Below are 24,204 nucleotides of genomic sequence, written 5' to 3' on the forward strand. Positions count from 1 at the left end.
TGAGTCCATGAAGCTCAGCCGCTCTGCCTCCTGGTTCCTGCTCGCGTTCGGGGTGTGGAGCTGGTTCATCTGGATCACTTTCGTCAAGAACCTGTGGAAGGACGGCAGCGGGCTCGCCTTCGACGACTCGGGCAACCCGACCGGGTACTTCTGGGTCCACCTGCTGCTCGCCATGACGTCCTTTGTCTTGGGGACGGTCGTCGGCGTGATCGGGTTGCGCGGCGTGCGCGCATTGCGCGCAACGAGCGCCAAGGATTAGGGGAGCGGTTCGTGCTGGTGGTCGTCCTGCTCGTGGTGGTAGCGGTTGTAGCCCTGCTGGCGGGGGTGCACTGGTACGTATGGCGACGCCTGGTCCGCGACACGACCGCGCCGGGCGGGATGGCCCGGCGGGTGGGCACGACGGCGGTGTGGGTGCTGCCGCTGCTGTCGGTGGGGGCGCTGGTGTCGGGGCGGGCGGGGGCGCCGTTCTGGGTGCAGCGGGTGGTGGCGTGGCCGGGGTATCTGTGGCTGGCCGTGCTGCTGTATCTGGTGCTCGGGTTGGTGGTGGGGGAGGCTGTACGGCCGGTGCTGCGGGGGGTGCTGGGGCGTCGGGAGGCGCGGCGGGCAGGTGCGAGCGGCCCTCAGGACCCCGCCGTGGGCTTCGCCGCGGTGCCTGGGACCGACCGGCCTGCGGCCGTCGGCGCAGCCGCGCAGGATCCCGCGGCCACCGCGGCCACCGCGGACAATCCGCTCGCCGTGGCAGCGACGGCGACCGAGGTCTCCGCGGCCCCGGACGCCGGAGTGCTCCGTACGGACACGGGAAGCGCGGCCGCCGCCGCCGGGTCGGCGGCCCGCACCGAGGACCTCGCGGGCGCGCGGCCCGGCGTCTCGCGGCGGATGTTTGTGAGCCGGATCGTCGGGGGCAGTGCCGCCGCCGTCGCCCTCGGGACCGTTGGGTACGGAACGTACGGCGTCCTGCGCGGACCTCGGGTCAAGCGGGTCACCGTTCCTCTCGCCAGGCTTCCCCGTGCCGCCCACGGGTTCCGTATCGCCGTCGTCAGCGACATCCACCTCGGGCCCATCCTCGGCCGGGCCCACACCCAGCGGATCGTCGACATCATCAACGCCACATCGCCCGATCTGGTCGCCGTCGTCGGTGATCTCGTCGACGGGAGCGTTGCCGATCTCGGGCCCGCCGCCGAGCCCCTCGCCCAGTTGGAGGCGCGGCACGGGGCCTTCTTCGTGACGGGGAATCACGAGTACTTCTCCGGGGCCGAGGCGTGGGTCGAGCACGTCCGTGAGCTCGGGCTGCACCCCCTGCGGAACGAGCGCGTCGAGATCGGCGGATTCGACCTCGCCGGGGTCAACGACGTCGCCGGCGAGAGCGAGGGCGACGGGCCCGACTTCGCCAAGGCGCTGGGCGACCGGGACCGCAGCCGCGCGTCCGTGCTGCTCGCGCATCAGCCCGTCGTCATCCATGACGCCGTCGAGCACGGCGTCGACCTGCAGCTGTCCGGCCACACCCACGGCGGTCAGCTCTGGCCCGGCAACCACCTCGCCGCCCTCGCCAATCCGACCGTCGCCGGCCTGGAACGCTACGGCGACACCCAGCTGTATGTGACCCGGGGCGCAGGTGCCTGGGGCCCGCCCGTGCGCGTGGGGGCGCCCTCGGACATCACCGTCGTAGAGCTCGCATCCCGCACGGCCTAACGGCACCAAGGCATGGCCGGGGTCAAAGTTAACTGTGACGACTCCTGCTTTCCTCCTTCCAGTGACGGCCTTGTGATTGGCTGAACGCGCCATATCACGAACCGGGGTGGGCGTGAAGGGAAGCTCGGGCGATGCAATCGATCCGTCTTCGATTATTGGTCATGTGCGTGGTGCTGGTGACCGCGGCTGTGGGGGGCTGGCAGTTACTGCCGTCCGGCGGGGCCAAGAAGGCCGCGGTGACCGTCGGTACGACCGATGTCGTCACCTCCCTCGACCCCGCCGGGGCCTACGACGCGGGCTCCTGGGCCATGTACAACAACGTCTTTCAGACGCTCCTCACTTTCAGACCCAACGGCGTGACCCCGGTCCCGGACGCCGCCAGCAGCTGCACGTTCATCGGGATCAAGCTCCAGACCTACCAGTGCGAACTGCGGGACGACCTCACCTTCGCGAATGGCCGGAAGATCACCGCCGAGGACGTCAAGTACTCCTTCGAGCGCATGCTGCGCATCAAGTCGGGCGTCGGCCCGCAGCCTCTCTTCGCGACCCTCAAGAACGTCGTCGCCAGGGGCCGGACGGTCACCTTCAACCTCACCACCCGTGACTCCACCTTTCCGCAGAAGCTCGCCACCGGCGCAGGGTCGATCGTGGACCGCACCCAGTACCCGGAGAAGAGCCTTCGCGAGGGCTCAGCGGTGGACGGTTCGGGACCGTACGTTCTGAAGGAGTACGAGCCCGGCGTCAGAGCCCGTCTCGTACCCAACCCCAGATACAAGGGCGCGCTGACGAAGACCGGCGGGCCCGTGGTGATCCGCTACTTCAAGGGGGCCGACGAGCTCGCGGCGGCCTGGCAGGCCCAGCAGCTCGATGTCACGCACCGCCGGCTGCCCGCCACGTACCTCGCCGCACTCGACCCGAGCAACTCGGCCGTGCGCGTCAGCGAGTCGGAGAGCGCGGAGATCCGCAATCTCGTCTTCAACCTGCGGCCGGGCTCGCCGCTGGCGAACAAGGCGGTACGGCGGGCGATCGCCGCGGTCATCGACCGCCCCAAGGTGGTCACTTCCGTCTATCACTCCACCGTGCAGCCGCTCTACTCCCTGATCCCGCAGGGGACCCTCGGGCACACCAACCCCTTCTTCGACGCCTATCCGAAGCCCAGCACCGAGCGCGCCAGGAAACTGCTCGACGAGGCGGGCATCACTGCGCCAGTGAGTTTCACCCTGGTGCACCGGGCGGACAGCGGCCCGGCGCAGGAGGCGGCCGAACTGCGCCGGCAGCTGGAGGCGACCAAGCTGTTCAAGGTGAAGGTCGTCGCCCAGGACTGGAGGGTCTTCCAGAAGGGGTACGCGGACGGCAAGTACGACGCGTACACCGTCGGCTGGATACCGGACTTCCCGGACCCCGACAACTTCAGCCAGCCCCTCGTCGGCACGGACTCGACCCTCCACAACGGCTATCGGAGCAAGGCCGTCGACAGGCTGATTTCCTCCACGCAGCAGTACACCGAACGCGCCCGCGCCACCGAGGACTTCAAGTCGCTGCAGCGGGAGATCGCCGAGGATGTGCCGCTGCTGCCGCTGTGGCAGCAGAAGGACTACGCACTGAGCAGCGAGGACGTCAGCGGCGCGCAGTATCTGTCGGACGGCACCGGCGTCTGGCGGCTGTGGGAGCTCGGCCGGATCTGACGGCGCAAGGCCTCGCCTCTGCGCACCCCCACCGAGCAACCCACCGAGCACCCGCTACGCCGTCGGCGCAGGGGCGGCCGGGAGCGCGACCGTCACCGCCAGGCCCTCGCCCGGCGTTGTCCGGACCGTCACCTCGCCGCCGTGCGAGGCGACCACCGCCTGCACGATCGCCATGCCGAGACCGCTGCCCGCGGGCCCGCTCCCTTCCCCGCCCGCCCGGAAGAAGCGGTCGAAGATGCGCTCGGCGTCCTCGCCCGCCATGCCCGGACCCTCGTCCGACACCCGCAGCCGCACCGCCCCCGGCCCCCGCCCGTCGCCGCCCTCACGCGCCAGCTCCACCCGCACCGCGGCCTCCGCCGGGGTGTGCGCGCGGACGTTGGCCAGCAGATTGCCGACGACCTGCCGCAGCCCCGACTCGTCGCCCTGCACGAGCAACGCTCCGGCCGCCCGCACCGTGACCGGCCGTTGCGGCTGCTGGGCCCGCAGATCGTCCGCCGCGTCCCGCACCAGATGGCTCAAGTCAACGGCACAAAGCCGCAGTTGGGGCTGCTGGTCGAGACGGGCCAGGGTCAGCAGCTCCTCGACGAGCCGGCCCATCCGGTCGGCCTCGGCGTTCATCCGGGCCAGCGCCCGGGTCCGTTCCACCGGCTCGCGCAGCATCCCCTTGTCGTACAGCTGCAGATAGCCGCGGATCGCGGACAGTGGCGTACGCAGTTCGTGCGAGGCGTCCGCGACGAACCGCCGCAGCTGGGCGGCGCTGTGCTCGCGGGTCTCGAAGGCCGACTCGACCTGGTGGAGCATGGAGTTGAGGGCGACCCTCAGCTGCTCGATCTCGGTGACCGGATCGCGTCCGGCGGGCACCCGTCGGGTCAGATCGCCCTCCGCTATGGCGGACGCCGTCTCCACCATGTCCTCCAGCGGCCGCAGCCGGTGCTTGGTACCGAGCATGGTGAGCAGGGCGAGCAGCGCGAGCAGCACCGTCCCGAAGGCGAGATCGAGCTTCAGGGCCTTCGCCATTCCGTTGTGCACGGCTCCGGTCTCGGTGGCCAGCAGCACGAACGTGCCGTCGCCGAGACGGGTCCCGACCACGCGATAGGGCTCGCCGCCGACGTTCACGTCCCGCGCCTCGGCGGAGTCGGCGAGCGCGCCGGGATCGTCGACCGCGGCCGCGAGATCCCGCTGCCGGTCGGTGGGCACGATTCTGGCGAAGGCGATCGGCCGGTGCCCGGCGTCGAGGGCGACAAGGATCGTCGGCGAGCGCGTCAGCCGGCTCGCCTCCTTGTCGTCCGGCGCGAACTGGTCCCGCAGCGCCCCGATCGCGCTCAGCGAGTCGATCTCCTTCTGCGTGAATCCGGTGCGCGCCAGGGCATGTGCGCTTCCCATCAGCTCGCTGTCCACCCGGTCGAGCAGATAGTGCCGCATGCCCATCAGGCTGATGGCCGTGGCGGCGACGATGCCGAGGGCCAGCAGCGCCACATTCACCACGGTGAGCTTGGCGCGCAGGGAGTGGACTGAGCGGTGGTGCTGCTGGTGCCAGGCGCGGGCCCCGGCCGCCGCCCGTGTCCAGCGCCTCATGCGAGCCCGTATCCGACGCCTCTGCGGGTGGTTATCAGCGGTGGGCCCAGGGGATCGAGCTTGCGCCGCAGATAGCTGATGTACGTCTCGACGACGGTCGACTCCGCCTGGTGCTCGTACTGCCAGACATGGCGCAGCAACTGCTCCTTGGTGACGATGCGCCCGGCGTTGCGTACGAGGAAACGCAGCAGAGCGTACTCGGTGGGGGTGAGCTGCACCGAGCCGCCCTCGCGCCGCGCCGCATACGTCGCGTCGTCCAGCTCCAGGTCGCCGTACCGCAGCGGAGGCCGCACCGGCAGCACGTCCGCCGGCCTGGTGCGCCGCAGCACCGCCCTGATGCGGGCCACGACCTCGTCGACGTTGAAGGGCTTGGTGATGTAGTCGTCGCCGAAGCCGAGTGCGCCCACGATCTCGGCGGGGGCGTCGCGCGCGGTGAGGAAGACGACGGCCGTCTCGGGGCGGGCGGCGCGCAGTTCACGTCCGAGCGCGCGCCCGTCGCCGTCCGGAAGCATCACATCGAGGAGCGCCACATCGGGGCGCGTCTGCCCGGCCAGCTGCCGGGCCTGCCGCACGCTTCCCGCCGTGATCACCTCAAAGCGGTGATAGCGCAGTGCGATGGCGAGGACGTCGGCGATGCTCGGCTCGTCCTCGACGACCAGCACGGTCGCTCCCTCATGGTCCATGTCCTCAGTATCGGCATGTTCCCCGCGCCGGGGACCGGTCACTGTCTTGGAGTTCCTTGAGAGTCATGGCCGCGCCACGCCACGGACGCCGTCTGCGGCCGATTCTGGAGACCGGCCCGGGGGAGACGGATCTACGAAGGGGCAGGAATCGTGGCGGCATTGGCACGCTGGTGCTATCGGCATCGGCTGGTGGTCCTGGTGCTGTGGGTGGGGGCGCTGTTCGGCCTGGGGGCCGCGGGCAGTTCGGCAGGCACCAACTACTCCAACAGCTTCAGCCTTCCGGACACCGACTCCACGCATGCGTACGACTTGATGGTGCAGGCCTTCCCGCAGAGCTCCGGCGACACCGACACCGTGGTGTGGCGGGTCCGGGAAGGCTCGGCGCGCGATGCCTCCGTACGCGCGCGGATCGAGCCCGCGCTCAAGGAGATCGCGGGCATGAAGGGCGTCGGGGAGGTCGCGAGCCCGTACACCCCCGCGGGCGGCGCGCAGATCAGCAAGGACGGGCGGATCGCGTACGCCCAGATCACCTTCGCCGAACAGGCCAACGGCGTGCCGAAGGGCCTGATCGAGGACGTCGTCGACACCGCGCAGGACGCCGAACGCGCGGGACTGCAGGTCGAGCTCGGCGGGCAGGCGATCGCCCGCATTCAGGAGCCGCCGACCGGCACGGCCGAAATGGTCGGCCTCGCGGCCGCCGCGGTCGTCCTCTTCCTGGCCTTCGGCTCGCTCTTCGCGATGGTGCTGCCGCTGGTCGTGGCCGTCTTCGGCGTCGGCACCGGCATGCTGTCGACGACGCTGCTCAGCCACGCCACGGACGTGCCCGAAGTGGCCCCGCTGCTCGGCTCGTTGATCGGACTCGGCGTCGGCATCGACTATGCGCTGTTCATCGTCACGCGCCACCGCAAGGGCATTCTGCGGGGCATGGCCCCGGAGGACTCGGCGGTCACCGCGCTGAACACCTCCGGGCGCGCGGTGCTGTTCGCGGGCGGCACGGTGTGCATCGCGCTCGCCGGCATGCTGGTGATGAACATGCGGTTCCTCGACGGCGTGGTGATCGCCACCTCGCTCACCGTCGTACTCAGCGTGCTCGCCGCGATCACCCTGCTGCCCGCGCTCCTCGGCGTCCTGGGCCCGCGCGTGCTGAGCCGGCGGCAGCGGCGCAGGCTCGCGGCAGTCGGCCCGGAGCCCGAGGAGTCCAGTGGCGCCGCCGCCCGCTGGTCCGCGACCGTGCAGAAGCGGCCCAAGTCGATCGCGCTGCTCGCGGTCGTGGTGATGGCGGCGCTCGCGATCCCCGTACTGTCCCTGCGGCTCGGCGCCACCGACCAGGGCAACCACAAGAAGGACACCACGACCCGGCAGGCGTACGACCTGCTCGCCGAGGGTTTCGGGCCCGGCTTCAACGGGCCGCTGCAACTGGTCGCGAAGGACGCCGAACCGGCCGCCGTCCGGGCACTGGTGGGCACGGTGCGCAGTACCGAGGGCGTCGCCCAGGTCGTCGCGCTGCCCTCGCCGCCCGGCTCCGGCGTCACGGTGATCCAGGTCGTGCCGACGACCTCACCGCAGTCCGAGGAGACCGACCAGCTGATCGACACCCTGCGCGACAAGGTCATCCCGCAGTCGGGCGAGGAGATCCATGTCGGCGGAGTCACCGCGATCTTCAAGGACTTCGCGGCGGTGACCGGCGACCGGCTGCCGTACTTCGTCGGCACGATCATCGCGCTGGGCTTCCTGCTGCTGCTGATCGCGTTCCGCTCGCTGGTCGTCCCGCTGACCGCCGCGCTGATGAACCTGATCGCGGCCGCGGCCTCGTTCGGCGTACTGGTCGCGATCTTCCAGTGGGGCTGGGGAGCGGAGGCACTGGGCCTCGGCAAGGAGGGGCCGATCACCGCGTTCCTGCCGGTCATCATGCTGTCCCTGCTCTTCGGCCTCTCGATGGACTACCAGGTGTTCCTGGTGAGCCGGATGCACGAGGAATGGGTGCACACCCAGGACAACGCGCGCGCCGTGCGGGTCGGTCTCGCCGAGACCAGCCGGGTCATCAACTGTGCCGCCCTGATCATGATCTGCGTGTTCAGCGCCTTTGTGCTGAGCGGCGACATGGAGGGCGCGATGGCGGGCATCGGGCTTGCGGCCGCGGTGGCGCTGGACGCGTTCATCCTGCGTACGGCGCTGGTGCCGGCGGCGATGCATCTGCTGGGGCGGTCCAACTGGTGGCTGCCGGCCGGTCTCGAGAAGCGGCTGCCGCATCTGGCCGTGGAGCCGCGGGAGGACGCACCGGCGCTCGCGGGCGCCGTGCCGGGGCCGGGTGTGGAGCCGGTGGCCGGGGACGGCATCGGCGGCGATCCGCTGGTCGACGATGTGGTGCTGTCGCAGGAGGGTGTGCATCAGCCGTAGCGAGGTGCGGCCCACGGCTGCTGACCGGTCCCGCTCGGCGGGGCCGGTCAGGTCCCATTGCGGGAGTCTCAGGCCTTTTTACGGGAGTCCGGGACCGGTGAGGCCTTCTTGCTGGAGGCGACGGTCTCCGACATCCCGGGCAGGAAGTCCGTGAACAGCTCGTGCACTTCGCGTACGAGTGGCCGCAGCACCCGGAACCGGGAGAGCGCGACACCGCGCGTGGTGAGGCGGGCGCCGCGTTCGGCCAGTCGCCTGCTGCGTTCGCGGCCCTCCGAGCGGTCGAAGACCCAGTACAGGACGAGTCCCATCTGGGAGAGCCACATCAACTCGGGCAGGACGTCGGCGAGTTCGTCGGCGACCTTGGCCTTGGAGCCGGCCAGTACCTCCCGGTGGACGGAGAGGGCCGCCTCGCGGGCGTGTTCCGACTCGGGGGAGAACGGGCTGAGCGGGCTCTGCGGGTCGGCCGCGTTCTTGAAGAACTGGGCCGCGAACTCGTGATAGGGCTCGGCGATGTCCAGCCAGGACGTCAGCACCCCGGCGAGCCGGGTCTCCAGATCGGTCTCCCGGTCGAGGATGGGCCGGACCACCGCCTGGTGCTCGGCGCCGATCCGGTCGTAGAAGCCCTGGACGAGGTGTTCCTTGGACTCGAAGTAGTAGTACGCGTTGCCCACGGAGACCCCGGCCTCCTTGGCGATGGCCCGCATGGTCGTCTTGTCGTAACCGCGCTCCTGAAAGAGCCGGAGCGCGGTCTCGAGGATGAGCGTGCGGGTCTGCTCGCTCTTGGGAGCCTTCGCGTCTGTCGGGGCCTTCGCGTCTGTCACGGTGTCCGAGCCTAACCGGGAAGGGAGCACCGGTCGTCGCAGGGAGGCGCGGTGACCTCCCGGTACTTGGCCGCGGCCAGCACCGTGACCCGGGCGAAGGGCTCGCCGGCCGGGGTGGCCAGCCAGTGGGCCTTCGGCCGGTGTTCGGCCAGCGCCCACAGGCAGACGATCCAGGCGGAGGTTCCGCGGTAGATCTGGCCCGCATCGCCGATCACCGTGATCTCGGTGAGCGTCCCCGCGTGGTCGAGGCCGGGGAAGCGGCGCCGGGCCTCGTCCGACGCCGCCGGGAGCAGGTCGAGCAGCACGAGTTGGCGCTGCCGCAGCAGCCAGTGCCGCAGATGGACACAGAGCGGGCACTGCGCGTCGTACAGCACGGTCAGCCGTTTCACCGGGGTGCGCATGGTCGTGATGCCCATGGCCGGGTCAGACTCCGGTTGCGGGCGCCGCCCACGGGCCCTGACCTGCCTGGCCCGTCCAGCCCTGCGGCGGCACGGGCGGCACCTGCTCGCGCTCCATCACTCCACGACGGCGGATCTTGTTGAGGACGTACACATTGGCGAGGTGCATCACGCCGAGTACGAGCAGTACGACGCCGACCTTCACCGAGAGCGCCTCAAGGAGCCCGCGGGCGTCGGCGACGGCGTCGGCCGACTTCAGGTAGAGGGCGACGAAGCCCAGGTTCACCAGGTAGAAGCCGACCACCAGAAGGTGGTTCACGGCGTCGGCGAGCTTCTCGTTCCCCTGCAGGACGTCGGCGAGGAAGATCCGGCCGTTGCGGCTGAGTGTACGGGCCACCCAGACGGTGAGCGCCACGCTGATCAGCAGGTAGACGACGTAGGCGACAACAGTGAGGTCCATGCCCCACCCTCCCTTGAACGTGTTCAAAAGCTGTTGTCATGGACTGTAGACCTACTTTTGAACATGTTCAAGCGAGCGGGGAATCGGGGGTGAGCGGGCCGGACGAGAGACGGCGGCAGCAGTTCTCCGGCGCGCGCAGGAGAACGGCTACCGCCGTCGGTTCACGGAGAGACGAGTGTCTGCTCGGTCCCTACCCGGTCGGCGCGTGAGTCCACGTACATCGTGGTCTCGCCGTCCGACCACCGTATGAGGAGGTCGTCCGCCAGGCCGTTGGGGCTGTAGTTGCCGGCCGACATGACGTCGGCGTGATCCCCCCAGAGGTCGTTCTTGTTCAGAACGCGCTTCTCGCTGCCCAGGGCGGTGGTCGTGGTGCCGACGTAGTTGTCGACCTCACCGTCGGACCAGCGGATCATGAGGTCCCATGTGTGGTTCCCGGAGAACTGCCCGCTGGTGAGCAGCGTGGCGTGCTCCCAGAGCGGGTCGGCCGCCCGCAGCTTGTGCTCCTGCCCGAAGGTCCCGGAGCTCACATTGGTGTAGAGGCTGAGCTCACCGTCCTTCCAGCGCACCACCAGATCCGTGACGTACGTGGCGGCGTTGAAGCGGCCCGCCGATATCTGGGTGGCGAATTTCCAGACGGAGTCCTTCTTGGCCATCTGGGTCCCGGCCACGTTCAGACCGTTGGAGCTCACGTCCGGGTAGAGGGTGACTTCTCCGTCGTTCCAGCGCACCAGCAGGTCGAACTGGTTGGAGCCGGTGAAGTCGCCGCCGGTGATGGACCCGGCTTTCTTCCAGAGGTCGTTCTTCGGCAGCAGCTGCCGCTCGGGCTGGAAGCCGCCCTTGCCGTCGCCGGGGTAGAGGGTGGTCTCGCCGTCCGTCCACACCACGATCAGATCGCTGTGGCCGGTGTTCGAGAAGTCGCCCGAGGCCAGGAGCCTGGCGTGCTTCCAGAGGTCGCCGCCGCCCGGCAGGTAGGGATCACCCGTTGCGGGCTGGTACGGCGGGCGGGCGCCCGGCTGCCGGCCGGCGACGGCGTCGTTGTAGAGGTCCTGGGCATCCTTGCCGTAGATCGGCGCGTAGGTGATCCAGTCGACGTTCTGGTCGTTGCCGCCGCCGTTGTAGCCGCCCGTGTTTCCGATGACCTTCCCGGTACGGGTGCTCGCGTTGTAGTCCGTGATCCAGGGACCGCCGGACACCCCGCCGTGGAAGCCGCCGCAGGTCATCCGCATCTGCCGGAAGCCGGGCAGCTGCTTGGTCGGGACCTCGCAACGGAGCGCCTTGTGCTCCTTGTTGTTGGCCTCGCTGGACGGGTAGCCGATGACGGTGACGTTGTGCGCGTACGTGGTGGTGGGGGTGAAGGTCAGCGCCCCGGTGACATCCTCGGCCTTGCCCTTGCTGTTGGGGCCGACCCGCGTGAACGCCAGGTCGAGGTCGGAGACGGGGAGCTTGGTGTCTCCCTTCGGACTTTCCTCCTCCGCCTTCTTGTACCGCGGATCCATGAAGACGGCGTTGACCGGAAAGACGCCGTGCGGCTGATTGGCGGCGGAGGTGCCGTGACGGTACTGCGGTACGAAGATCCGGTGCGTGGCTCCGTTCAGGCCCATCGCGCAGTGTCCGGCGGTCAGCACCAGGTCACGGGTGCTGCTGTGGACGACGCTGCCCGTGCAGTACGTCTTCGTACCGCCCAGTTCCTTGCCGTCGAAGAAGAAGGTGCCCACCATCGGCAGTCCGCCGAAGTACTCACCCTGCTTGATGTCGGCAGGTGCGGCCCGCAGTCCGGACCGGGCGGCGGGCCCCGGGGCTGCGTCACCCCGTTCGGCATCGACCGGCACGGCGTCGGCCATGCGCTGGGCCGTCCAGTACTTCTCCTCCTCGCTCAGGGATGCCGTGGGTGCCGGCGTGGGCTCGGGGAGAGAAGGAGACGGTGTGGCTAAGGCCGGGGGAGTGGCCGCGCTTGTCGAAGGGAGTGGCGAGGGCACACCGGTCGCTGCGGCGGCAGGACCGGTGCCGAATGCGCCCGCGCACAAGATGAACGCGAGGGCAGGCAACCAACGTGAACGCAATGCACTCTCTCTCTGGGAGAGGGACTGTGTGTCCCCAACAACCAAATATTCGCACGCCAGTTCGCCCCGAAGGGTGCAATGCAACGCACAAGCCTGCATTTGTGCGCACCGGAAGGAACACGAGCCCCCGCCATGAACTGCTCCCGCGCAGCACTCGCCGCAGCGCTCTTACTGGGGTGTGCGGTGGCCGCGGCCCCACCGGCGGCCGCAGACGAGCCTCTGCCCTACGCCCCGGGGAAGGTCCGCCTGGTGCGCCCCGGCGACGTTCTCGCCGTGACAGTGGGCGAGGGAAAGCTGGAAAACGGTGATGTGCTGACCTCGAAGGCATTCCTCGCCGAGGGCGTCCTGCGGATGCACGCCCCGCGCCTGACGGCGACCGTCGCCATCAAGTGCGATGCGACGCCCGGCATCCACCCGGTGGAGATCCAGCCCCCGGCCTGGGTGCGGACGAGCGAACACGGCACCCCCTTCACGACGGTGCGCGTGGAGAAGGCCGACGACGCCGCCGTGCGGGAGTGCCGTACGAAGCTCAAGAACCTTGCGCCCGACTCGAAGGAAGAGCAGTGGCCCAAGGGCACCACGTGGCCTCAGACCGACTGGGACGTACGGTCCTTCCCGGCCGGCAGCCGGGTCGTGGCCACCAACATCGGCCATGACTTCGACGGATCCGTCAGCCTTGTCTCCCCGGCCTTCGCCGACAAGCCCGTCCTGAGCGGCGGGAAGGCCGAGCAGAGCGCGACCGCGACCATCAGGTGCGACGCCGAGCCCGGCCTCTATCCCGTCTATCAGTACGACAAGAACGCCTCCTCGAAGGCCCGGCCGGAAGTCTGGGCCCGCTATCGGGTCGTCCCTGCGGACGAGGTGACCGGCCGGGCGTGCCGGACCGAAAAGCATGCGCTCGCCGCCGACGACTCCCGAACGCCTGCCGTGGCGTGGGCCGTCGGCGGCGCGGCCCTTGTCGGCGTTGCGGGCGCGTTGTTCCTCACCCGGCGGGCCAGGTCCCGCGGCGGATCCGGGGAGCCCCCGTCACCGACATCACCAGGGAGTACAGCGACGTCGACGCCGTGATGAACGCGCGGTTGTTCTTGGGGCCGCCGAAGGCGATGTTGGAGACCGGCTCGGGGATCAGGAGACGGCCGAGCAGGGTCCCGTCCGGGTCGTAGCAGTGGACGCCGCCCTCGATGGCCGCCGCCCACAGGCGCCCTTCGTCGTCGAAGCGGAGATTGTCGAAACGGCTGACACCGTCCGTGGCCTCGGCGAAGACCTTGCCGTCCGAGAGCGTGCCGTCCTCGCGTACGTCGAAGACGCGTATGCAGCCGCCACGGGTGTCCGAGACGTACAACTGCCGTTCGTCGAGGGAGAACACGAGGCCGTTCGGGGTGGCGAAGCAGTCGGCGACGAGGCGGACCTCGGCCGTGGCCGGGTCGACGCGGTAGACACTGCACGCGCCGATCTCGCTCTGTGCGCGGTGGCCCTCGTAGTCGCTCGTGATCCCGAAGTCCGGGTCCGAGAACCAGATCGAGCCGTCGGACTTCACGACCGAGTCGTTCGGGCTGTTCAGCCGCTTGCCCTCGAAGCGGTCGGCGATGACGGTGATCGAGCCGTCGTGTTCGGTACGGGTGACCCGCCGGCCGCCCTGCTCGCAGGAGATCAACCGGCCTTCGCGGTCGAGTGTGTTGCCGTTGCTGTGTCCGGCGGGGGAGCGGAAGACACAGACCGTGCCCGTCGTCTCGTGCCAGCGCAGCGAGGTGCGCACCGCCACCACGGAACAACTACAGGATGTACTGCGCCGGTTGTACGCCATCGAGGGCGTCAGCGGCACCCAGGCCACCGTCTCACTGGAGACCTTCTTCGAGCGACCGGTGTCACCCCGCCATCCCCCCGGTCAACTTCCCCGGCACGACTGATTGTCAGTGGCGGGTCCTACTGTTCTCGGCATGGGACGTCGCACGGAGCAGGCGCGCCTGGAGCGCATCGAGGAGCTCGCCACGGCGTACTCCTTCCACGCCCACCACGAGCTGATCACCCTGGCCGAGGGCGAGCTGGACGCCGGGCGCAGTCTGCCCGGGGCCTTTGTCGCCGTGCTGCGCCGTTCCAGGCTGAACAATTACGAGGCCGAGCCCGAGCTCTCCCTCGTACTGGACCGGGTCGAGGAACCCGTCCTCAACCCCGGGGAGGCGTGGGCGGACCGGGCCCTCGCGGATGCCGACCGGTTCGGGGACGCCGGGCGGCGGCTGCTGAAGCATCTGCGGAAAGCCAACTCCGCCAAGCCGAGCGCCACCTGGGAGAAGACCGCCCGCGCCCTGGTCGACGAGATCGGGACATCGGCCGTACGGGACGCGGTGCTGGACTGGCTCCAACTCGTCGGGCAGGCACGGACGATACAGCTGCACATCAATCCGGGCTGGGTCGACTACAACAGCATGGACGACCCGTTCAACGCCGACGCCCTGCGTGGAGTCGCCTGGCTGACGGCCCTGCTCCCGGCAGGGCAGGACACCGCCCGCGCCCTCGGGGCGCTGGTCGAGAGCTCACTGCGCAAGGTCCCCGGCAGCGGCCCGCGCAATCCGAAGGTCGCCAACGCGGGCGTGACCGGGCTCGCCCGCACGGAAGGTGACGCGGCCCTCGCCGAGTTGGCGCGGCTGTCCACCCGCGTCACCTACAAGGGCACCCTCAAACAGGTGGCCGCGGCACTCGACGCCCGTGCGCAGGCGCGAGGGCTGAGCCGCGAGGAGGTCGAGGAGCTCGGCATCCCGGCGTACGGGCTGACCGGCGTCGGGCACGGCGAGTACCGACTGGGCGACGTCACCGCCCTGTTGGAGGTGCGGGGCAGCAAGGCCGTGCTGTCCTGGCGCAATGCTGCGGGCAAGACGGTCAAGACGGTACCCGCGGCGGTGAATCGCGACTTCCCCGACGAGCTGAAGGAAATCAAGGCCGCCGCCAAGGACATCGACAAGATGCTCACCGCCCAGTCCGAGCGGCTGGACCGGCAGTTCCTGGGCCGCCGCAGCTGGGCGTACCAGGACTGGCGCAGGCGCTTCCTCGACCATCCGCTGGTCGGCACCCTCGCCCGTCGGCTGATCTGGACGGTCGCCGGCACATCGGTCGCCTTCGACGGCGCCGAGCTGCGCACACGCGACGGCGACCCGGTGAACCCCATGCCCACCGCTGTGGTCGAGCTCTGGCATCCCGTCCTGCGGCCCGCCGGTGAAGTCGCCGCCTGGCAGCAGTGGTTGGAGACCAGGCAGATCACCCAGCCGTTCAAGCAGGCCCACCGCGAGGTCTATCCGCTCACCGACGCCGAGCGGCGCACGCGTACCTACTCCAATCGTTTCGCCGGGCACGTCCTGCGCCAGCACCAGTTCAACTCCCTTGCGGCGATACGCGGCTGGACCGCCCGGCTGCGGCTCAGCGTCGACGCCTCCTACCCGCCCGCCGTGCGGGAGCTGCCGCAGTGGGGACTGCGCGCGGAGTTCTGGATCGAGGGCGTCGGCGGCAGGGAGGACGGCGACCTCACCGACGCCGGTGCGTACACCCGGATTTCGACCGGCCAGGTGCGCTTTTATCCGATCGACGCCCCTGGCAACCTGGCCCACGCGAGCGGCGGCGCGTACCGCCAGGGCACCCGATGGCGGCGCGGGACGCGCGTCGCCCCACTGCCGCTTTCCGGGATACCCGAGCTGGTGCTCACCGAAGTCCTGCGCGACGTCGACCTGTTCGTGGGCGTGGCCTCCGTCGGCAACGGAACTAGCTGATCGACCCCGGTGACTACATGCTGCTCAGCGAGCGGGCGTAGTTGATCTGACCCATCACCATCTGGAACGTCTCCGGACGCTGGGCCGGGATCATCGTCGAGTGGTGCTTCCCGCCGCTCGTCACCGTGACCTGGATGAAGCCCGTCGTCGTCTTCTCCTTCATCAGCAGGAAGAGCAGACCCAGCAGACAGGCGAAGAAGAAGATGATCGCGAGCACGACGGCCACCACCGGGATCTTCTCCTCGGTGCGCGACATGTCGGTGGCGTTCCACACCGAGCCCCGCAGCGGCAGCGTCCCCGCGGGCGTCACGATCGAGTCGCCCATGACCGTGATGTCACCGATCGAGACCAGCGGCTGGCCGCCCATCGGAGCCGGCGCGCCGTCCAGGGGGACGGGCACACCCGCGGGCTGCGTCTGGGCGTACGACGGGGGCTGGTTGGGATAGCCGTACCCCGGGGTGGTGGGGCCTGGGTATCCGTAGGCCGGTGTACCGGGAGGCTGCGTCGGCCCCCACTTGTACTCGGGCTCTCCGTCCGCCGCGTACGGATTCGGCTCGGTCATGTGTCCCTGTCCCCCATCAAGTTGAAAGCCCGCTTCGGTACGGGTCAGCGTACCGAAGCGGGCTTTCGCGGATCCGGGAGGTTCCTCAGAAGCGACGCGTGATCAGCGCGCGCTTCACTTCCTGGATCGCCTTGGTGACCTCGATGCCACGCGGGCAGGCGTCCGTGCAGTTGAACGTGGTGCGGCAACGCCACACACCGTCCTTGTCGTTGAGGATCTCCAGGCGCTGCTCCCCGGCCTCGTCACGCGAGTCGAAGATGAACCGGTGCGCGTTGACGATCGCCGCCGGGCCGAAGTACTGGCCGTCGTTCCAGAACACCGGGCACGAGGACGTGCACGCGGCGCACAGGATGCACTTGGTGGTGTCGTCGAAGCGCTCGCGGTCCTCGGCGGACTGCAGCCGCTCACGCGTCGGCTCGTTGCCGGACGTGACCAGGAAGGGCATCACGTCCCGGTACGCCTGGAAGAACGGCTCCATGTCCACGACCAGGTCCTTGAGGACCGTCAGGCCCTTGATGGCCTCGACCGTGATCGGCTTCTCCGGGTTGATGTCCTTGATCAGCGTCTTGCAGGCGAGCCTGTTCTTGCCGTTGATCCGCATCGCGTCGGAGCCGCAGATGCCGTGCGCGCAGGAGCGCCGGAAGGTGAGCGAGCCGTCGACGTCCCACTTGATCTTGTGGAGACCGTCGAGCACACGCTCCTTCGGGTCGATCTCGATCTGGAAGTCCTGCCACTGGGCCTCGTCGGAGACCTCGGGGTTGAAGCGGCGGATCCGGAAGGTGACCGTGATGTACGGCGAGGCGGCGGCTTCCGCCTCCACCTTGTCCAGGGTCGGGGTAGCCATCAGTACTTACGCTCCATCGGCTGGTAGCGGGTCTGGACGACCGGCTTGTAATCGAGACGAATGGACTCGATGCCGTCGTCGCCCACCTCGCGGTACGCCATGGTGTGGCGCATGAAGTTGACGTCGTCGCGGTTCGGGAAGTCCTCGCGGTAGTGACCGCCGCGGGACTCCTTGCGGGCCAGCGCCGAGACGGCCATGACCTCGGCCAGGTCGAGCAGGTTGCCCAGCTCGATGGCTTCGAGCAGGTCCGTGTTGAAACGCTTGCCCTTGTCCTGGATGGACACGTGCTTGTAGCGGTCGCGCAGCTCGCCGATCTTCTCGACCGCGGTCTTGATCGTCTGCTCGGTGCGGAACACCATGACGTTCGCGTCCATGGTCTCCTGCAGCTCGCGGCGGATGTCCGCCACCCGCTCCTTGCCCGTGGAGCTGCGCAGTCGCTCGACCTGCGCCTCGACCAGCGAGGCCGGGTTCTCGGGAAGCTCCACGTAGTCGTGCTTCGCGGAGTACTCGGCGGCGGCGATACCCGCCCGCTTGCCGAAGACATTGATGTCCAGCAGCGAGTTGGTGCCCAGGCGGTTGGCGCCGTGCACCGAGACGCAGGCGACCTCACCGGCGGCGTACAGGCCCGGGACGACGGTGGTGTTGTCGCTGAGGACCTCACCCTCGACGTTCGTGGGGATGCCGCCCATGGCGTAGTGCGCGGTCGGCTGGATCGGGATCGGGTCCGTGTAGGGCTCGATGCCGAGGTACGTACGCGCGAACTCGGTGATGTCCGGGAGCTTGGCGTCCAGCTGCTCCGGCGGCAGGTGGGTCAGGTCCAGGTAGACGTGGTCGCCCTCGGGGCCGCAGCCGCGGCCCTCGCGGATCTCCGTGTAGATGGAGCGCGAGACGACGTCACGCGAGGCGAGGTCCTTCATGACGGGCGCGTACTTCTCCATGAAGCGCTCGCCGTCCTTGTTGCGAAGGATGCCGCCCTCGCCGCGGGCGCCCTCGGTGAGGAGGATGCCCATGCGCCAGATGCCCGTCGGGTGGAACTGGAAGAACTCCATGTCCTCCAGCGGCAGACCGCGCCGGTAGCAGGCCGCCTGGCCGTCACCGGTGAGCGTGTGCGCGTTGGAGGTCACCTTGAAGAACTTGCCGGTGCCGCCGGAGGCGTAGATGACGGCCTTCGCCTGGAAGATGTGGATCTCGCCGGTGGCCAGCTCGAACGCGACCACGCCCGCCGACCTCTTGACGCCGTCGACCTCGGTGATCAGCTGGTCCAGGACGTAGAACTCGTTGAAGAACTCCACGCCCTCCTTGACGCAGTTCTGGTACAGCGTCTGGAGGATCATGTGGCCAGTGCGGTCCGCGGCGTAGCAGGACCGGCGGACCGGGGCCTCGCCGTGGTTGCGCGAGTGGCCGCCGAAGCGGCGCTGGTCGATGGTGCCGTTCGGGGTGCGGTTGAACGGCAGGCCCATCTTCTCGAGGTCCAGGACCGCGTCGATGGCCTCCTTCGCCAGGATCTCGGCGGCGTCCTGGTCGACCAGGTAGTCACCGCCCTTGACCGTGTCGAAGGTGTGCCACTCCCAGTTGTCCTCCTCCACATTGGCGAGCGCGGCGGCCATGCCGCCCTGCGCGGCGCCCGTGTGGGAGCGGGTCGGGTAGAGCTTCGTCAGCACGGCGGTACGGCTGCGCTTGGTCGACTCGATGGCCGCGCGCATACCGGCGCCGCCGGCGCCGACGATGACGGTGTCGTACTTGTGGATCTTCATTGGTCGTCAGCCCCGGCTTTAGCGGATGTTCGGGTCGAAGGTGAAGATCACCAGCGTGCCCAGAAGGATGGTGAACACCGTGGCGGTGTACAGCAGGCCCTTGAGCCACAGGCGCGTGTTGGCACGCTCCGCGTAGTCATTGATGACGGTACGCAGGCCATTGGCGCCGTGCAGCATGGCAAGCCACAGCATCAGCAGATCCCAGACCTGCCAGAACGGGGAGGCCCAGCGGCCGGCCACAAAGGCGAAGCCGATCTTGGAGACACCGCCGTCGAGCACCAGCTGGATCAGCAGGTGGCCGATGACGAGGACGACCAGGACGATGCCGGACAGACGCATGAAGAGCCATGCGGCCATCTCGAAGTTGCCGCGGGTCGCCTTCGGGGTCTTCCCGGTGCGCTTGCGCGGGGCCTCGATGTACGGGGCCGGGTTGTCTGTGTCGAATCGGAGGACAGGCTCGCCGCCCTCGACGGGCCCGACGGCGGAGGTCTCGGCGACTGTGTTGTTCGAAGACATGGTCTGGCTCAGCTCCCGAACAGTTCACGTACGGCGTGGCCGAGCACCGGGTACAGGGCGCCCACCATCAGCACGAACCAGATGGCCAGCACGGTCCAGAACATCTGCTTCTGGTAGCGCGGGCCCTTGGACCAGAAGTCCACGGCGATGACACGCAGGCCGTTGAGCGCGTGGAAGAGAATCGCGGCCACCAGGCCGTATTCGAGCAGCGCGACGATCGGCGTCTTGTACGTGGCAACGACATCGTCATAGGCCTCGGGCGAGACGCGGACGAGAGCGGTGTCCAGCACGTGTACGAACAGGAAGAAGAAAATGAGGACGCCGGTGACTCGATGAGCCACCCAGGACCACATTCCTTCCCGGCCGCGGTACAGCGTTCCAGCCGGCACGGAAGAACCCTCCGAAAGCGGGGATTGGGGCCATGCCGGCTTCTCTGTCGGTCTGGCCCGGCCGGGTACGGTCCACCGGCCCCGGCCATCGTAGCGACGACTTGTCGGTTCGCTCGCCCGGGGTCCATAGGTGTGATCAAACAGGCAATCAAACAGCCTCGGACGGGCTATCGGGAAGCCCCGGCGACGTCTGATTCCGGATGGTTGGCCACTACATGTGCCAGTCGGGTGCGGGCGAGGCCGCGCAGCTCCTCGGCGGAGAGGGCCCGCTCCTCGTCTCTTTCGTGGCCGAGCCTGGCGCGGATACCGGCCAGTACCTGGTCGAGATACTCCTCCGGGCGGAACCCGTCGAGGCAGATCACGAAGGCGTGGCCGAACCGGCTCTCGTACGCGGCGTGGGCGGCGGCCAGCGCGGTGTGCGCGGCCGGGGGTGCGCCCGGGTGCACACCGGCGGAGGACTCGTCGGAGAGGGCCTCGGCGAGATCGGCGGGGGAGAGGTCGTAGCTGGCCTCGTCGGCGGCGGCGAGGAGTGCGTCGAGATCGGGGTAGGGGCGGTGGGCGACCAGGCGCTGGGCCCAGCGGCGGCTGCCGCAGCAGGCGAGGAGTGCGGCTTCGGCGGCGCCGGCAGCGGCGGTGTTGAAGCGGTCGAGACCGGGAGTGCCGTGGCGCTGGGCGGGCAGCGGGGACGGTGGGGAGGGCGGGCCCGAAGAGGCGAGGGCGGGTGAAGTGTGGTGGAGTGTCGGCGGTCGCATCGGGAGGCCGGCGTGGGATTCGCTGGACAGCGTGGGCTCCTCGAAAAGGACAGCGGGACGGCTGTACCGCAAGGGACTGGGCACTGCGGTCGTCGTGAATCTGGGCCAGGGGCGTGGGTGGCCGATGTGCGTGCTGGGTCTGCCGGGGCGCTGAGGCGCAACGCTATCCATGCGCGCGACGAGCTGTCCGACGGATGCGCGATTTTCACCCGGACGGGAGAGTTTCGACTCATGTGATGGACGATGTACGGGGGTGTTTCGCCGTAGATCCGACGCATATGGGAGGTATCCGAGTGATACGGCACTCAGGGCATGCCCGGTTCGCCGGAGCAGTCCTGGCCGCGACCGCGGCCTTCTCGATAACCCTGACCAGCTGCTCGAGCGGCGAATCCGCGAAGGCCAGGGGCGCCGAGGCGAAGACTCCCGCCGCGGTGAGTCCGTCTCCCCAACCGTCCAGGACGTACCCCCTCTCGGTGGCGCCCGCCACCATCCCTTCCGTGCGTACGCACGAACCGGCCCGCGGTCCGGGCTGGCGTCCCGGCCCCGGCGGCGGGGTCGTCGTCGCCCGGGGCAGCGAGGTGCTCGCCGACGAGGGGCGGCTGCTGGCCGGCGAGCTGAAGCTCGGCTACCGGGGCGCGGTGCCCGCCAGGGCGGGCGATGTCGAGCTGGCGCTGGATGCCGCGGGGAAGGGCGGGCCCGAGTCGTACACCGTGAGCGCACGCAGCGGCCGGGTCCGGATCACCGGTGCCGCCGAGGCCGGGGTCTTCTACGGGACCCGGACGCTCAAGCAGGCGGTGAGGTCGGGCGGGGCGATGCCGGAGGGTGTCGTACGAGACCGTCCCGACCGGCCGCAGCGCGGACTGATGGTCGACATCGCGCGCAAGCACTTCACCGCGGCCTGGATCGAGGCGCGGCTGCGCGAGATGGCCGACCTCAAGCTCAACCAGCTGGGCCTGCACTTCTCCGACGACCAGGGCTTCCGCATCGCGTCCGACTCGCATCCCGAGGTGGTCTCGCGCGAGCACCTGACCAAGGACGAGGTGCGCAGAATCCTTTCTCTTGCCACGCGCCTGCACATCACGGTCATCCCTGAGATCGACTCCCCGGGCCATCTGGGCGCGGTGCTCGCCGCGCATCCGCAGCTGCGGCTGAGGGATGCGGCGGGCAGGACGGTGCCCGGGGCGATCGACATCGGGCAGGAGGGGTCCGCGCGGATCGTGGACGAGCTGCTGCGGGAGTACGCGGAGCTGTTCGGCGGCGCGTACTGGCATCTGGGCGGCGACGAGTACCAGGCGCTGGTCCGGAAGAACCCGGAGGCGTCCTTCCCGCAGCTGGCGGCCCTGGCCCGGCAGAAGTACGGGCCGCAGGGGCGGGTCCAGGACCTGGCCGCGGCCTGGGTGAACGACCGCGCGGCGGTGCTGCGCCCCCTGGGACGCAAGCTCAAGGCATGGAACGACGGGTTCTTCCGGGGCGGTGTGGTCAGGGCGGACAGGGACCTCGAGGTCGAGTACTGGACCGGCAAGGAGATCGGCGCGCGCCCGCCGCAGGAGTATCTGCGCGAGGGCCGGCGGCTGGTCAATGTCAATGACGAGTATCTGTACTACGTGCTCGGACAGCCGCAGACCTTCGTATATCCGACGGGCCGCCGGATATACGAGCAGTGGACGCCCTTCGTGATCCGTGGCACCCAGCCGGTGTCGCGCACGTACTCGGACCAGATACTGGGCGGCCGGTTCGCGGTCTGGTGCGACCTCGCCAATTCCCAGACCCAGGAGCAGGTGGCGCGCGGCATCGCCATGCCACTGGCTGCGACGGCGCAGAAACTGTGGGACCCGCGCCCTCCGGAGCGCAGCTGGCAGTCCTTCGAGGCGCTGGCGCGCAAGCTGGGCCTCGCGGGCTGAGCGGGCCTGCGGGCTGAGCGGCGCAGTGAGCGGTCGCTGAGCGGCCGGCGGAAGGGATCGCGATGTGGGTCCGCTCGGGGGTGTGCGGGCCCACACCGCGGGAATTCAGGCCGCGGCGCTCTCAGCAGGGCGCTCTGCAGGCCGAGTTCCGTGGCGCAGAAGGTAACAGAGCTGTGCCGTATATGTGTACGAGTTGCGTATGGTGAATGCTCGGCGTCGGCTTGGCGGGACTGTGGCGGCAGAGGCGCCGAAGGGGGTATTTTGCGCCATGCGGTCCGCGGCCTGTGCCGAGGAATTCTGCTTCCTATTGCTGGAAGGAACTGGGGATTCCTGGCACGGAGGAGTGACGCATTTGAGCCACGGGGCGCAGTAAGAGGAGTACTGCGTCAGTGATGGGAGTCGTCCGGTGGCGTCGAAGAGCCTGAGGGAACTGATCGCACAGGCGGATGAGCGAGGCCTGGCCGCGAGTGGGCTCGCCTGCCTGGATCGTTGTCTGCCGCTGCTCGCGTCGGAGGCCGACGCGCTGCGTCCGCTGTGGTCGGGCCTGGTGGAGGGCGAGGAGGACTGGTCGGGACGGCTCGCCGAGGCCAGAGCGACCATGGAGAGCGAGGCCGTCGACGACGAAGCCGCCACGCTCGTACGGCAGATGCTCGGCGCCGCGCCCTCCGAGTGGGCGGCGGACCCGCTGCGCGAGTGGGCGGACGACTGCTCCGTGGCCGCGCTCGAACTCCACCACCGCTTCGACGCGGGCCCCGGGGCCGACGAGCCGGCCGCGGCCGATGTCGTCCAGGTGCTCGCGCGCTGCCGCGAGGGCGAGCCGGACGGCGCGGGACCGCTCGTTGCCGGTGAACTGCGCCGCCAGATCCAGATCCTGGAGATCCTCGCGGAGGCCCGGGGCGGCGTCGGACTGCGCCAGGCGCTGGATGTCTCGATCGAGGGCCAGCGCGTGCTGCGCGCGGTCGTCTCGCGCCGGGCTCGCGTCAAGCGCTGACCCGCGCGGATGGGGGCTGCCGCGGACGGCTGTGTCCTCGGGCCGGCTAGGGGCACGAGCGTGCCCGGCTCCGGTTTCCGTACGCCCTGTCCCGTGCCCGCCCGGGGAGCCGCAGAGATGAGACGAGCGGGCCTCAGTGCTCGCCGCGCTCGCCGGCCGGCAACTCGCCGGTGCAGGTCGCTCGCCCGAAGTTGCCGGACGCGGTGGCACGTTGCACGTGCTTGCCGCGGATGGCGAGCGTGCAACTGGCCTGGCCGCCCTTCCCGTCGAGGACGAGGGCGACGGTCGGTGCCTTGCCGAGCGGCACCTGGACGGTCTTCTTCCAGGGCAGCGTGACGCCCTTCTCCACGGTTGCCTCGCCGGACTCGCTGCGCGCGAGGTAGGAGAGCTCGGCCGTGCCGCTTCCGGTCACCTCATAGGTCACCTCGGCCGTCGGGACGGCGCGGGACTTCGGCTTCTCGGGAGTGTTGAGGAAGCCGTAGCCGATGAGTCCGCCGCAGGCGAGCAGCACGACTGCGGCGATGATCAGGCCACGCCGGTCCGGGCGGGCGTCGGCACGGCCCTTCTCGGCGTTCTCGGGCTCCGCGACGTCGATCAGATCCGAGGCTTCGGTCGCTTCGGCGGACTCCACGGGCTCTACGGACTCTATGGACTCAAGGGACTCAGTGGACTCGGCGGATTCCGTGGATGGCATAAGGGACCGGCTTTCGGCGAATTGACTCTGTGCGGAACCGGGCGTTTATACACGACGCGATCCGCCTGCCGCGAGCGAGCGGAAGAAACGGGCGAATCGACGCCCTTTTCGGGGGCCAACTGTCCCTAATGTCCCCGGGGTTGACGGGGCATCACTCAGGTGATTAGAAATCACGCCGCCACAGCCGTGAACTGCCAGTTCGCAGTTGTGGAGCAATGAGTCACGTCGGCCGGAAACCTCCGGGTCGGCTCATTCGGCGTGCCCATTTCGCATGCGGC

Annotated in this window: 22 protein-coding genes; 8 read left to right on the top strand and 14 right to left on the bottom strand. The window is 69.4% G+C overall.

What is annotated here, in order from left to right:
* Positions 1-7 precede the first annotated feature (7 nt).
* The 3 genes from ACI2LP_RS19355 to ACI2LP_RS19365 all read left to right on the top strand — a co-directional run bounded on the left by ACI2LP_RS19355 (position 8) and on the right by ACI2LP_RS19365 (position 3,374).
* Positions 8-259 carry an SCO4848 family membrane protein gene (locus ACI2LP_RS19355; protein WP_404725696.1) on the top strand — a complete coding sequence of 84 codons (252 nt, stop codon included), beginning with the start codon at positions 8-10 and terminating at the stop codon, positions 257-259.
* Positions 260-270: 11 nt separating this feature from the next.
* Positions 271-1,689, top strand: coding sequence for a metallophosphoesterase (locus ACI2LP_RS19360; protein ID WP_404725697.1), 1,419 nt, complete (start codon positions 271-273; stop codon positions 1,687-1,689).
* Positions 1,690-1,820: 131 nt separating this feature from the next.
* Entirely contained in the window at positions 1,821-3,374 is a 1,554-nt protein-coding gene (locus ACI2LP_RS19365) for an ABC transporter substrate-binding protein (RefSeq protein ID WP_404725698.1), read from the top strand.
* Between the two features lie 54 nt (positions 3,375-3,428).
* Here ACI2LP_RS19365 and ACI2LP_RS19370 read toward each other — a convergent pair whose 3' ends face one another.
* Positions 3,429-4,949: an ATP-binding protein gene (locus tag ACI2LP_RS19370; protein WP_404725699.1), complete on the bottom strand. Its 1,521-nt coding sequence runs from the start codon at positions 4,947-4,949 to the stop codon at positions 3,429-3,431.
* The gene (locus tag ACI2LP_RS19375) at positions 4,946-5,632 is read right to left on the bottom strand and encodes a response regulator transcription factor (RefSeq protein ID WP_404725700.1); all 687 of its coding nucleotides are present in this window, start codon (positions 5,630-5,632) and stop codon (positions 4,946-4,948) included. Before ACI2LP_RS19375 ends, ACI2LP_RS19370 begins: the two co-directional genes overlap by 4 nt.
* Before the next feature lie 159 nt (positions 5,633-5,791).
* On the opposite strand from ACI2LP_RS19375, the gene ACI2LP_RS19380 reads away from it, so the two are divergent.
* Entirely contained in the window at positions 5,792-8,029 is a 2,238-nt protein-coding gene (locus tag ACI2LP_RS19380) for an MMPL family transporter (RefSeq protein ID WP_404725813.1), read from the top strand.
* A gap of 68 nt (positions 8,030-8,097) precedes the next feature.
* On the opposite strand, the gene ACI2LP_RS19385 is transcribed toward ACI2LP_RS19380, so the two are convergent.
* The 4 genes from ACI2LP_RS19385 to ACI2LP_RS19400 all read right to left on the bottom strand — a co-directional run bounded on the left by ACI2LP_RS19385 (position 8,098) and on the right by ACI2LP_RS19400 (position 11,549).
* On the bottom strand, positions 8,098-8,850 hold the full coding sequence (locus ACI2LP_RS19385; RefSeq protein ID WP_404725701.1) for a TetR family transcriptional regulator: 753 nt from the start codon (positions 8,848-8,850) through the stop codon (positions 8,098-8,100).
* A gap of 11 nt (positions 8,851-8,861) precedes the next feature.
* Complete coding sequence (locus ACI2LP_RS19390; protein ID WP_404725702.1) at positions 8,862-9,266, bottom strand: thiol-disulfide oxidoreductase DCC family protein; 405 nt, start codon at positions 9,264-9,266, stop codon at positions 8,862-8,864.
* Between the two features lie 7 nt (positions 9,267-9,273).
* The gene (locus ACI2LP_RS19395; protein ID WP_404725703.1) at positions 9,274-9,708 is read right to left on the bottom strand and encodes a hypothetical protein; all 435 of its coding nucleotides are present in this window, start codon (positions 9,706-9,708) and stop codon (positions 9,274-9,276) included.
* A 161-nt stretch (positions 9,709-9,869) separates the two neighbouring features.
* Positions 9,870-11,549, bottom strand: coding sequence for a trypsin-like serine peptidase (locus ACI2LP_RS19400; protein ID WP_404725704.1), 1,680 nt, complete (start codon positions 11,547-11,549; stop codon positions 9,870-9,872).
* A 351-nt stretch (positions 11,550-11,900) separates the two neighbouring features.
* Between ACI2LP_RS19400 and ACI2LP_RS19405 the strand changes: the two genes are divergently transcribed.
* A complete protein-coding gene (locus tag ACI2LP_RS19405) occupies positions 11,901-12,836 on the top strand; it encodes a hypothetical protein (RefSeq protein ID WP_404725705.1) in 936 nt (311 codons plus the stop codon).
* Here the strand turns inward: ACI2LP_RS19405 and ACI2LP_RS19410 are convergent.
* Entirely contained in the window at positions 12,751-13,572 is an 822-nt protein-coding gene (locus ACI2LP_RS19410) for an SMP-30/gluconolactonase/LRE family protein (RefSeq protein WP_404725706.1), read from the bottom strand. The genes ACI2LP_RS19405 and ACI2LP_RS19410 overlap by 86 nt on opposite strands.
* A 133-nt stretch (positions 13,573-13,705) precedes the next feature.
* Between ACI2LP_RS19410 and ACI2LP_RS19415 the strand changes: the two genes are divergently transcribed.
* Positions 13,706-15,523 carry a DUF4132 domain-containing protein gene (locus ACI2LP_RS19415; protein WP_404725707.1) on the top strand — a complete coding sequence of 606 codons (1,818 nt, stop codon included), beginning with the start codon at positions 13,706-13,708 and terminating at the stop codon, positions 15,521-15,523.
* Positions 15,524-15,536: 13 nt separating this feature from the next.
* Here the strand turns inward: ACI2LP_RS19415 and ACI2LP_RS19420 are convergent, their stop codons facing one another.
* The 6 genes from ACI2LP_RS19420 to ACI2LP_RS19445 all read right to left on the bottom strand — a co-directional run bounded on the left by ACI2LP_RS19420 (position 15,537) and on the right by ACI2LP_RS19445 (position 20,340).
* Positions 15,537-16,085 (bottom strand): hypothetical protein, encoded by a 549-nt coding sequence (locus ACI2LP_RS19420; RefSeq protein ID WP_404725708.1) that lies wholly within the window; start codon positions 16,083-16,085, stop codon positions 15,537-15,539.
* Between the two features lie 85 nt (positions 16,086-16,170).
* Positions 16,171-16,929 carry a succinate dehydrogenase iron-sulfur subunit gene (locus ACI2LP_RS19425; RefSeq protein WP_404725709.1) on the bottom strand — a complete coding sequence of 253 codons (759 nt, stop codon included), beginning with the start codon at positions 16,927-16,929 and terminating at the stop codon, positions 16,171-16,173.
* Positions 16,929-18,683: a succinate dehydrogenase flavoprotein subunit gene (sdhA, locus tag ACI2LP_RS19430; RefSeq protein ID WP_404725710.1), complete on the bottom strand. Its 1,755-nt coding sequence runs from the start codon at positions 18,681-18,683 to the stop codon at positions 16,929-16,931. Before sdhA ends, ACI2LP_RS19425 begins: the two co-directional genes overlap by 1 nt.
* Before the next feature lie 18 nt (positions 18,684-18,701).
* Positions 18,702-19,199, bottom strand: coding sequence for a succinate dehydrogenase hydrophobic membrane anchor subunit (locus ACI2LP_RS19435; RefSeq protein ID WP_404725711.1), 498 nt, complete (start codon positions 19,197-19,199; stop codon positions 18,702-18,704).
* Between the two features lie 8 nt (positions 19,200-19,207).
* Entirely contained in the window at positions 19,208-19,588 is a 381-nt protein-coding gene (sdhC, locus tag ACI2LP_RS19440; RefSeq protein WP_404725712.1) for a succinate dehydrogenase, cytochrome b556 subunit, read from the bottom strand.
* Between the two features lie 167 nt (positions 19,589-19,755).
* Positions 19,756-20,340 (bottom strand): 2-oxo-4-hydroxy-4-carboxy-5-ureidoimidazoline decarboxylase, encoded by a 585-nt coding sequence (locus ACI2LP_RS19445; protein WP_404725713.1) that lies wholly within the window; start codon positions 20,338-20,340, stop codon positions 19,756-19,758.
* A 278-nt stretch (positions 20,341-20,618) separates the two neighbouring features.
* Between ACI2LP_RS19445 and ACI2LP_RS19450 the strand changes: the two genes are divergently transcribed.
* A complete protein-coding gene (locus ACI2LP_RS19450; RefSeq protein ID WP_404725714.1) occupies positions 20,619-22,241 on the top strand; it encodes a glycoside hydrolase family 20 protein in 1,623 nt (540 codons plus the stop codon).
* Positions 22,242-22,647: 406 nt separating this feature from the next.
* Positions 22,648-23,232: a hypothetical protein gene (locus ACI2LP_RS19455; RefSeq protein WP_404725715.1), complete on the top strand. Its 585-nt coding sequence runs from the start codon at positions 22,648-22,650 to the stop codon at positions 23,230-23,232.
* A gap of 133 nt (positions 23,233-23,365) precedes the next feature.
* On the opposite strand, the gene ACI2LP_RS19460 is transcribed toward ACI2LP_RS19455, so the two are convergent.
* Positions 23,366-23,863 carry a hypothetical protein gene (locus tag ACI2LP_RS19460; RefSeq protein ID WP_404725716.1) on the bottom strand — a complete coding sequence of 166 codons (498 nt, stop codon included), beginning with the start codon at positions 23,861-23,863 and terminating at the stop codon, positions 23,366-23,368.
* Positions 23,864-24,204: the final 341 nt, after the last annotated feature.

The sequence above is a fragment of the Streptomyces sp. NPDC019890 genome (genome assembly GCF_044903445.1).
GTDB lineage: Bacteria > Actinomycetota > Actinomycetes > Streptomycetales > Streptomycetaceae > Streptomyces.

Coding starts and splice junctions, on each gene's coding strand:
- ACI2LP_RS19415 (WP_404725707.1), top strand. CDS start 13,706: ATGGGACGTCGCACGGAGCAGGCGCGCCTGGAGCGCATCGAGGAGCTC.
- ACI2LP_RS19405 (WP_404725705.1), top strand. CDS start 11,901: ATGAACTGCTCCCGCGCAGCACTCGCCGCAGCGCTCTTACTGGGGTGT.
- ACI2LP_RS19355 (WP_404725696.1), top strand. CDS start 8: ATGAAGCTCAGCCGCTCTGCCTCCTGGTTCCTGCTCGCGTTCGGGGTG.
- ACI2LP_RS19420 (WP_404725708.1), bottom strand. CDS start 16,085: ATGACCGAGCCGAATCCGTACGCGGCGGACGGAGAGCCCGAGTACAAG.
- ACI2LP_RS19450 (WP_404725714.1), top strand. CDS start 20,619: ATGGGAGGTATCCGAGTGATACGGCACTCAGGGCATGCCCGGTTCGCC.
- ACI2LP_RS19410 (WP_404725706.1), bottom strand. CDS start 13,572: ATGGCGTACAACCGGCGCAGTACATCCTGTAGTTGTTCCGTGGTGGCG.
- sdhA (WP_404725710.1), bottom strand. CDS start 18,683: ATGAAGATCCACAAGTACGACACCGTCATCGTCGGCGCCGGCGGCGCC.
- ACI2LP_RS19395 (WP_404725703.1), bottom strand. CDS start 9,708: ATGGACCTCACTGTTGTCGCCTACGTCGTCTACCTGCTGATCAGCGTG.
- ACI2LP_RS19390 (WP_404725702.1), bottom strand. CDS start 9,266: ATGGGCATCACGACCATGCGCACCCCGGTGAAACGGCTGACCGTGCTG.
- ACI2LP_RS19365 (WP_404725698.1), top strand. CDS start 1,821: ATGCAATCGATCCGTCTTCGATTATTGGTCATGTGCGTGGTGCTGGTG.
- ACI2LP_RS19400 (WP_404725704.1), bottom strand. CDS start 11,549: ATGGCCGACGCCGTGCCGGTCGATGCCGAACGGGGTGACGCAGCCCCG.
- ACI2LP_RS19375 (WP_404725700.1), bottom strand. CDS start 5,632: ATGGACCATGAGGGAGCGACCGTGCTGGTCGTCGAGGACGAGCCGAGC.
- ACI2LP_RS19435 (WP_404725711.1), bottom strand. CDS start 19,199: ATGTCTTCGAACAACACAGTCGCCGAGACCTCCGCCGTCGGGCCCGTC.
- ACI2LP_RS19370 (WP_404725699.1), bottom strand. CDS start 4,949: ATGAGGCGCTGGACACGGGCGGCGGCCGGGGCCCGCGCCTGGCACCAG.
- ACI2LP_RS19425 (WP_404725709.1), bottom strand. CDS start 16,929: ATGGCTACCCCGACCCTGGACAAGGTGGAGGCGGAAGCCGCCGCCTCG.
- ACI2LP_RS19445 (WP_404725713.1), bottom strand. CDS start 20,340: ATGCGACCGCCGACACTCCACCACACTTCACCCGCCCTCGCCTCTTCG.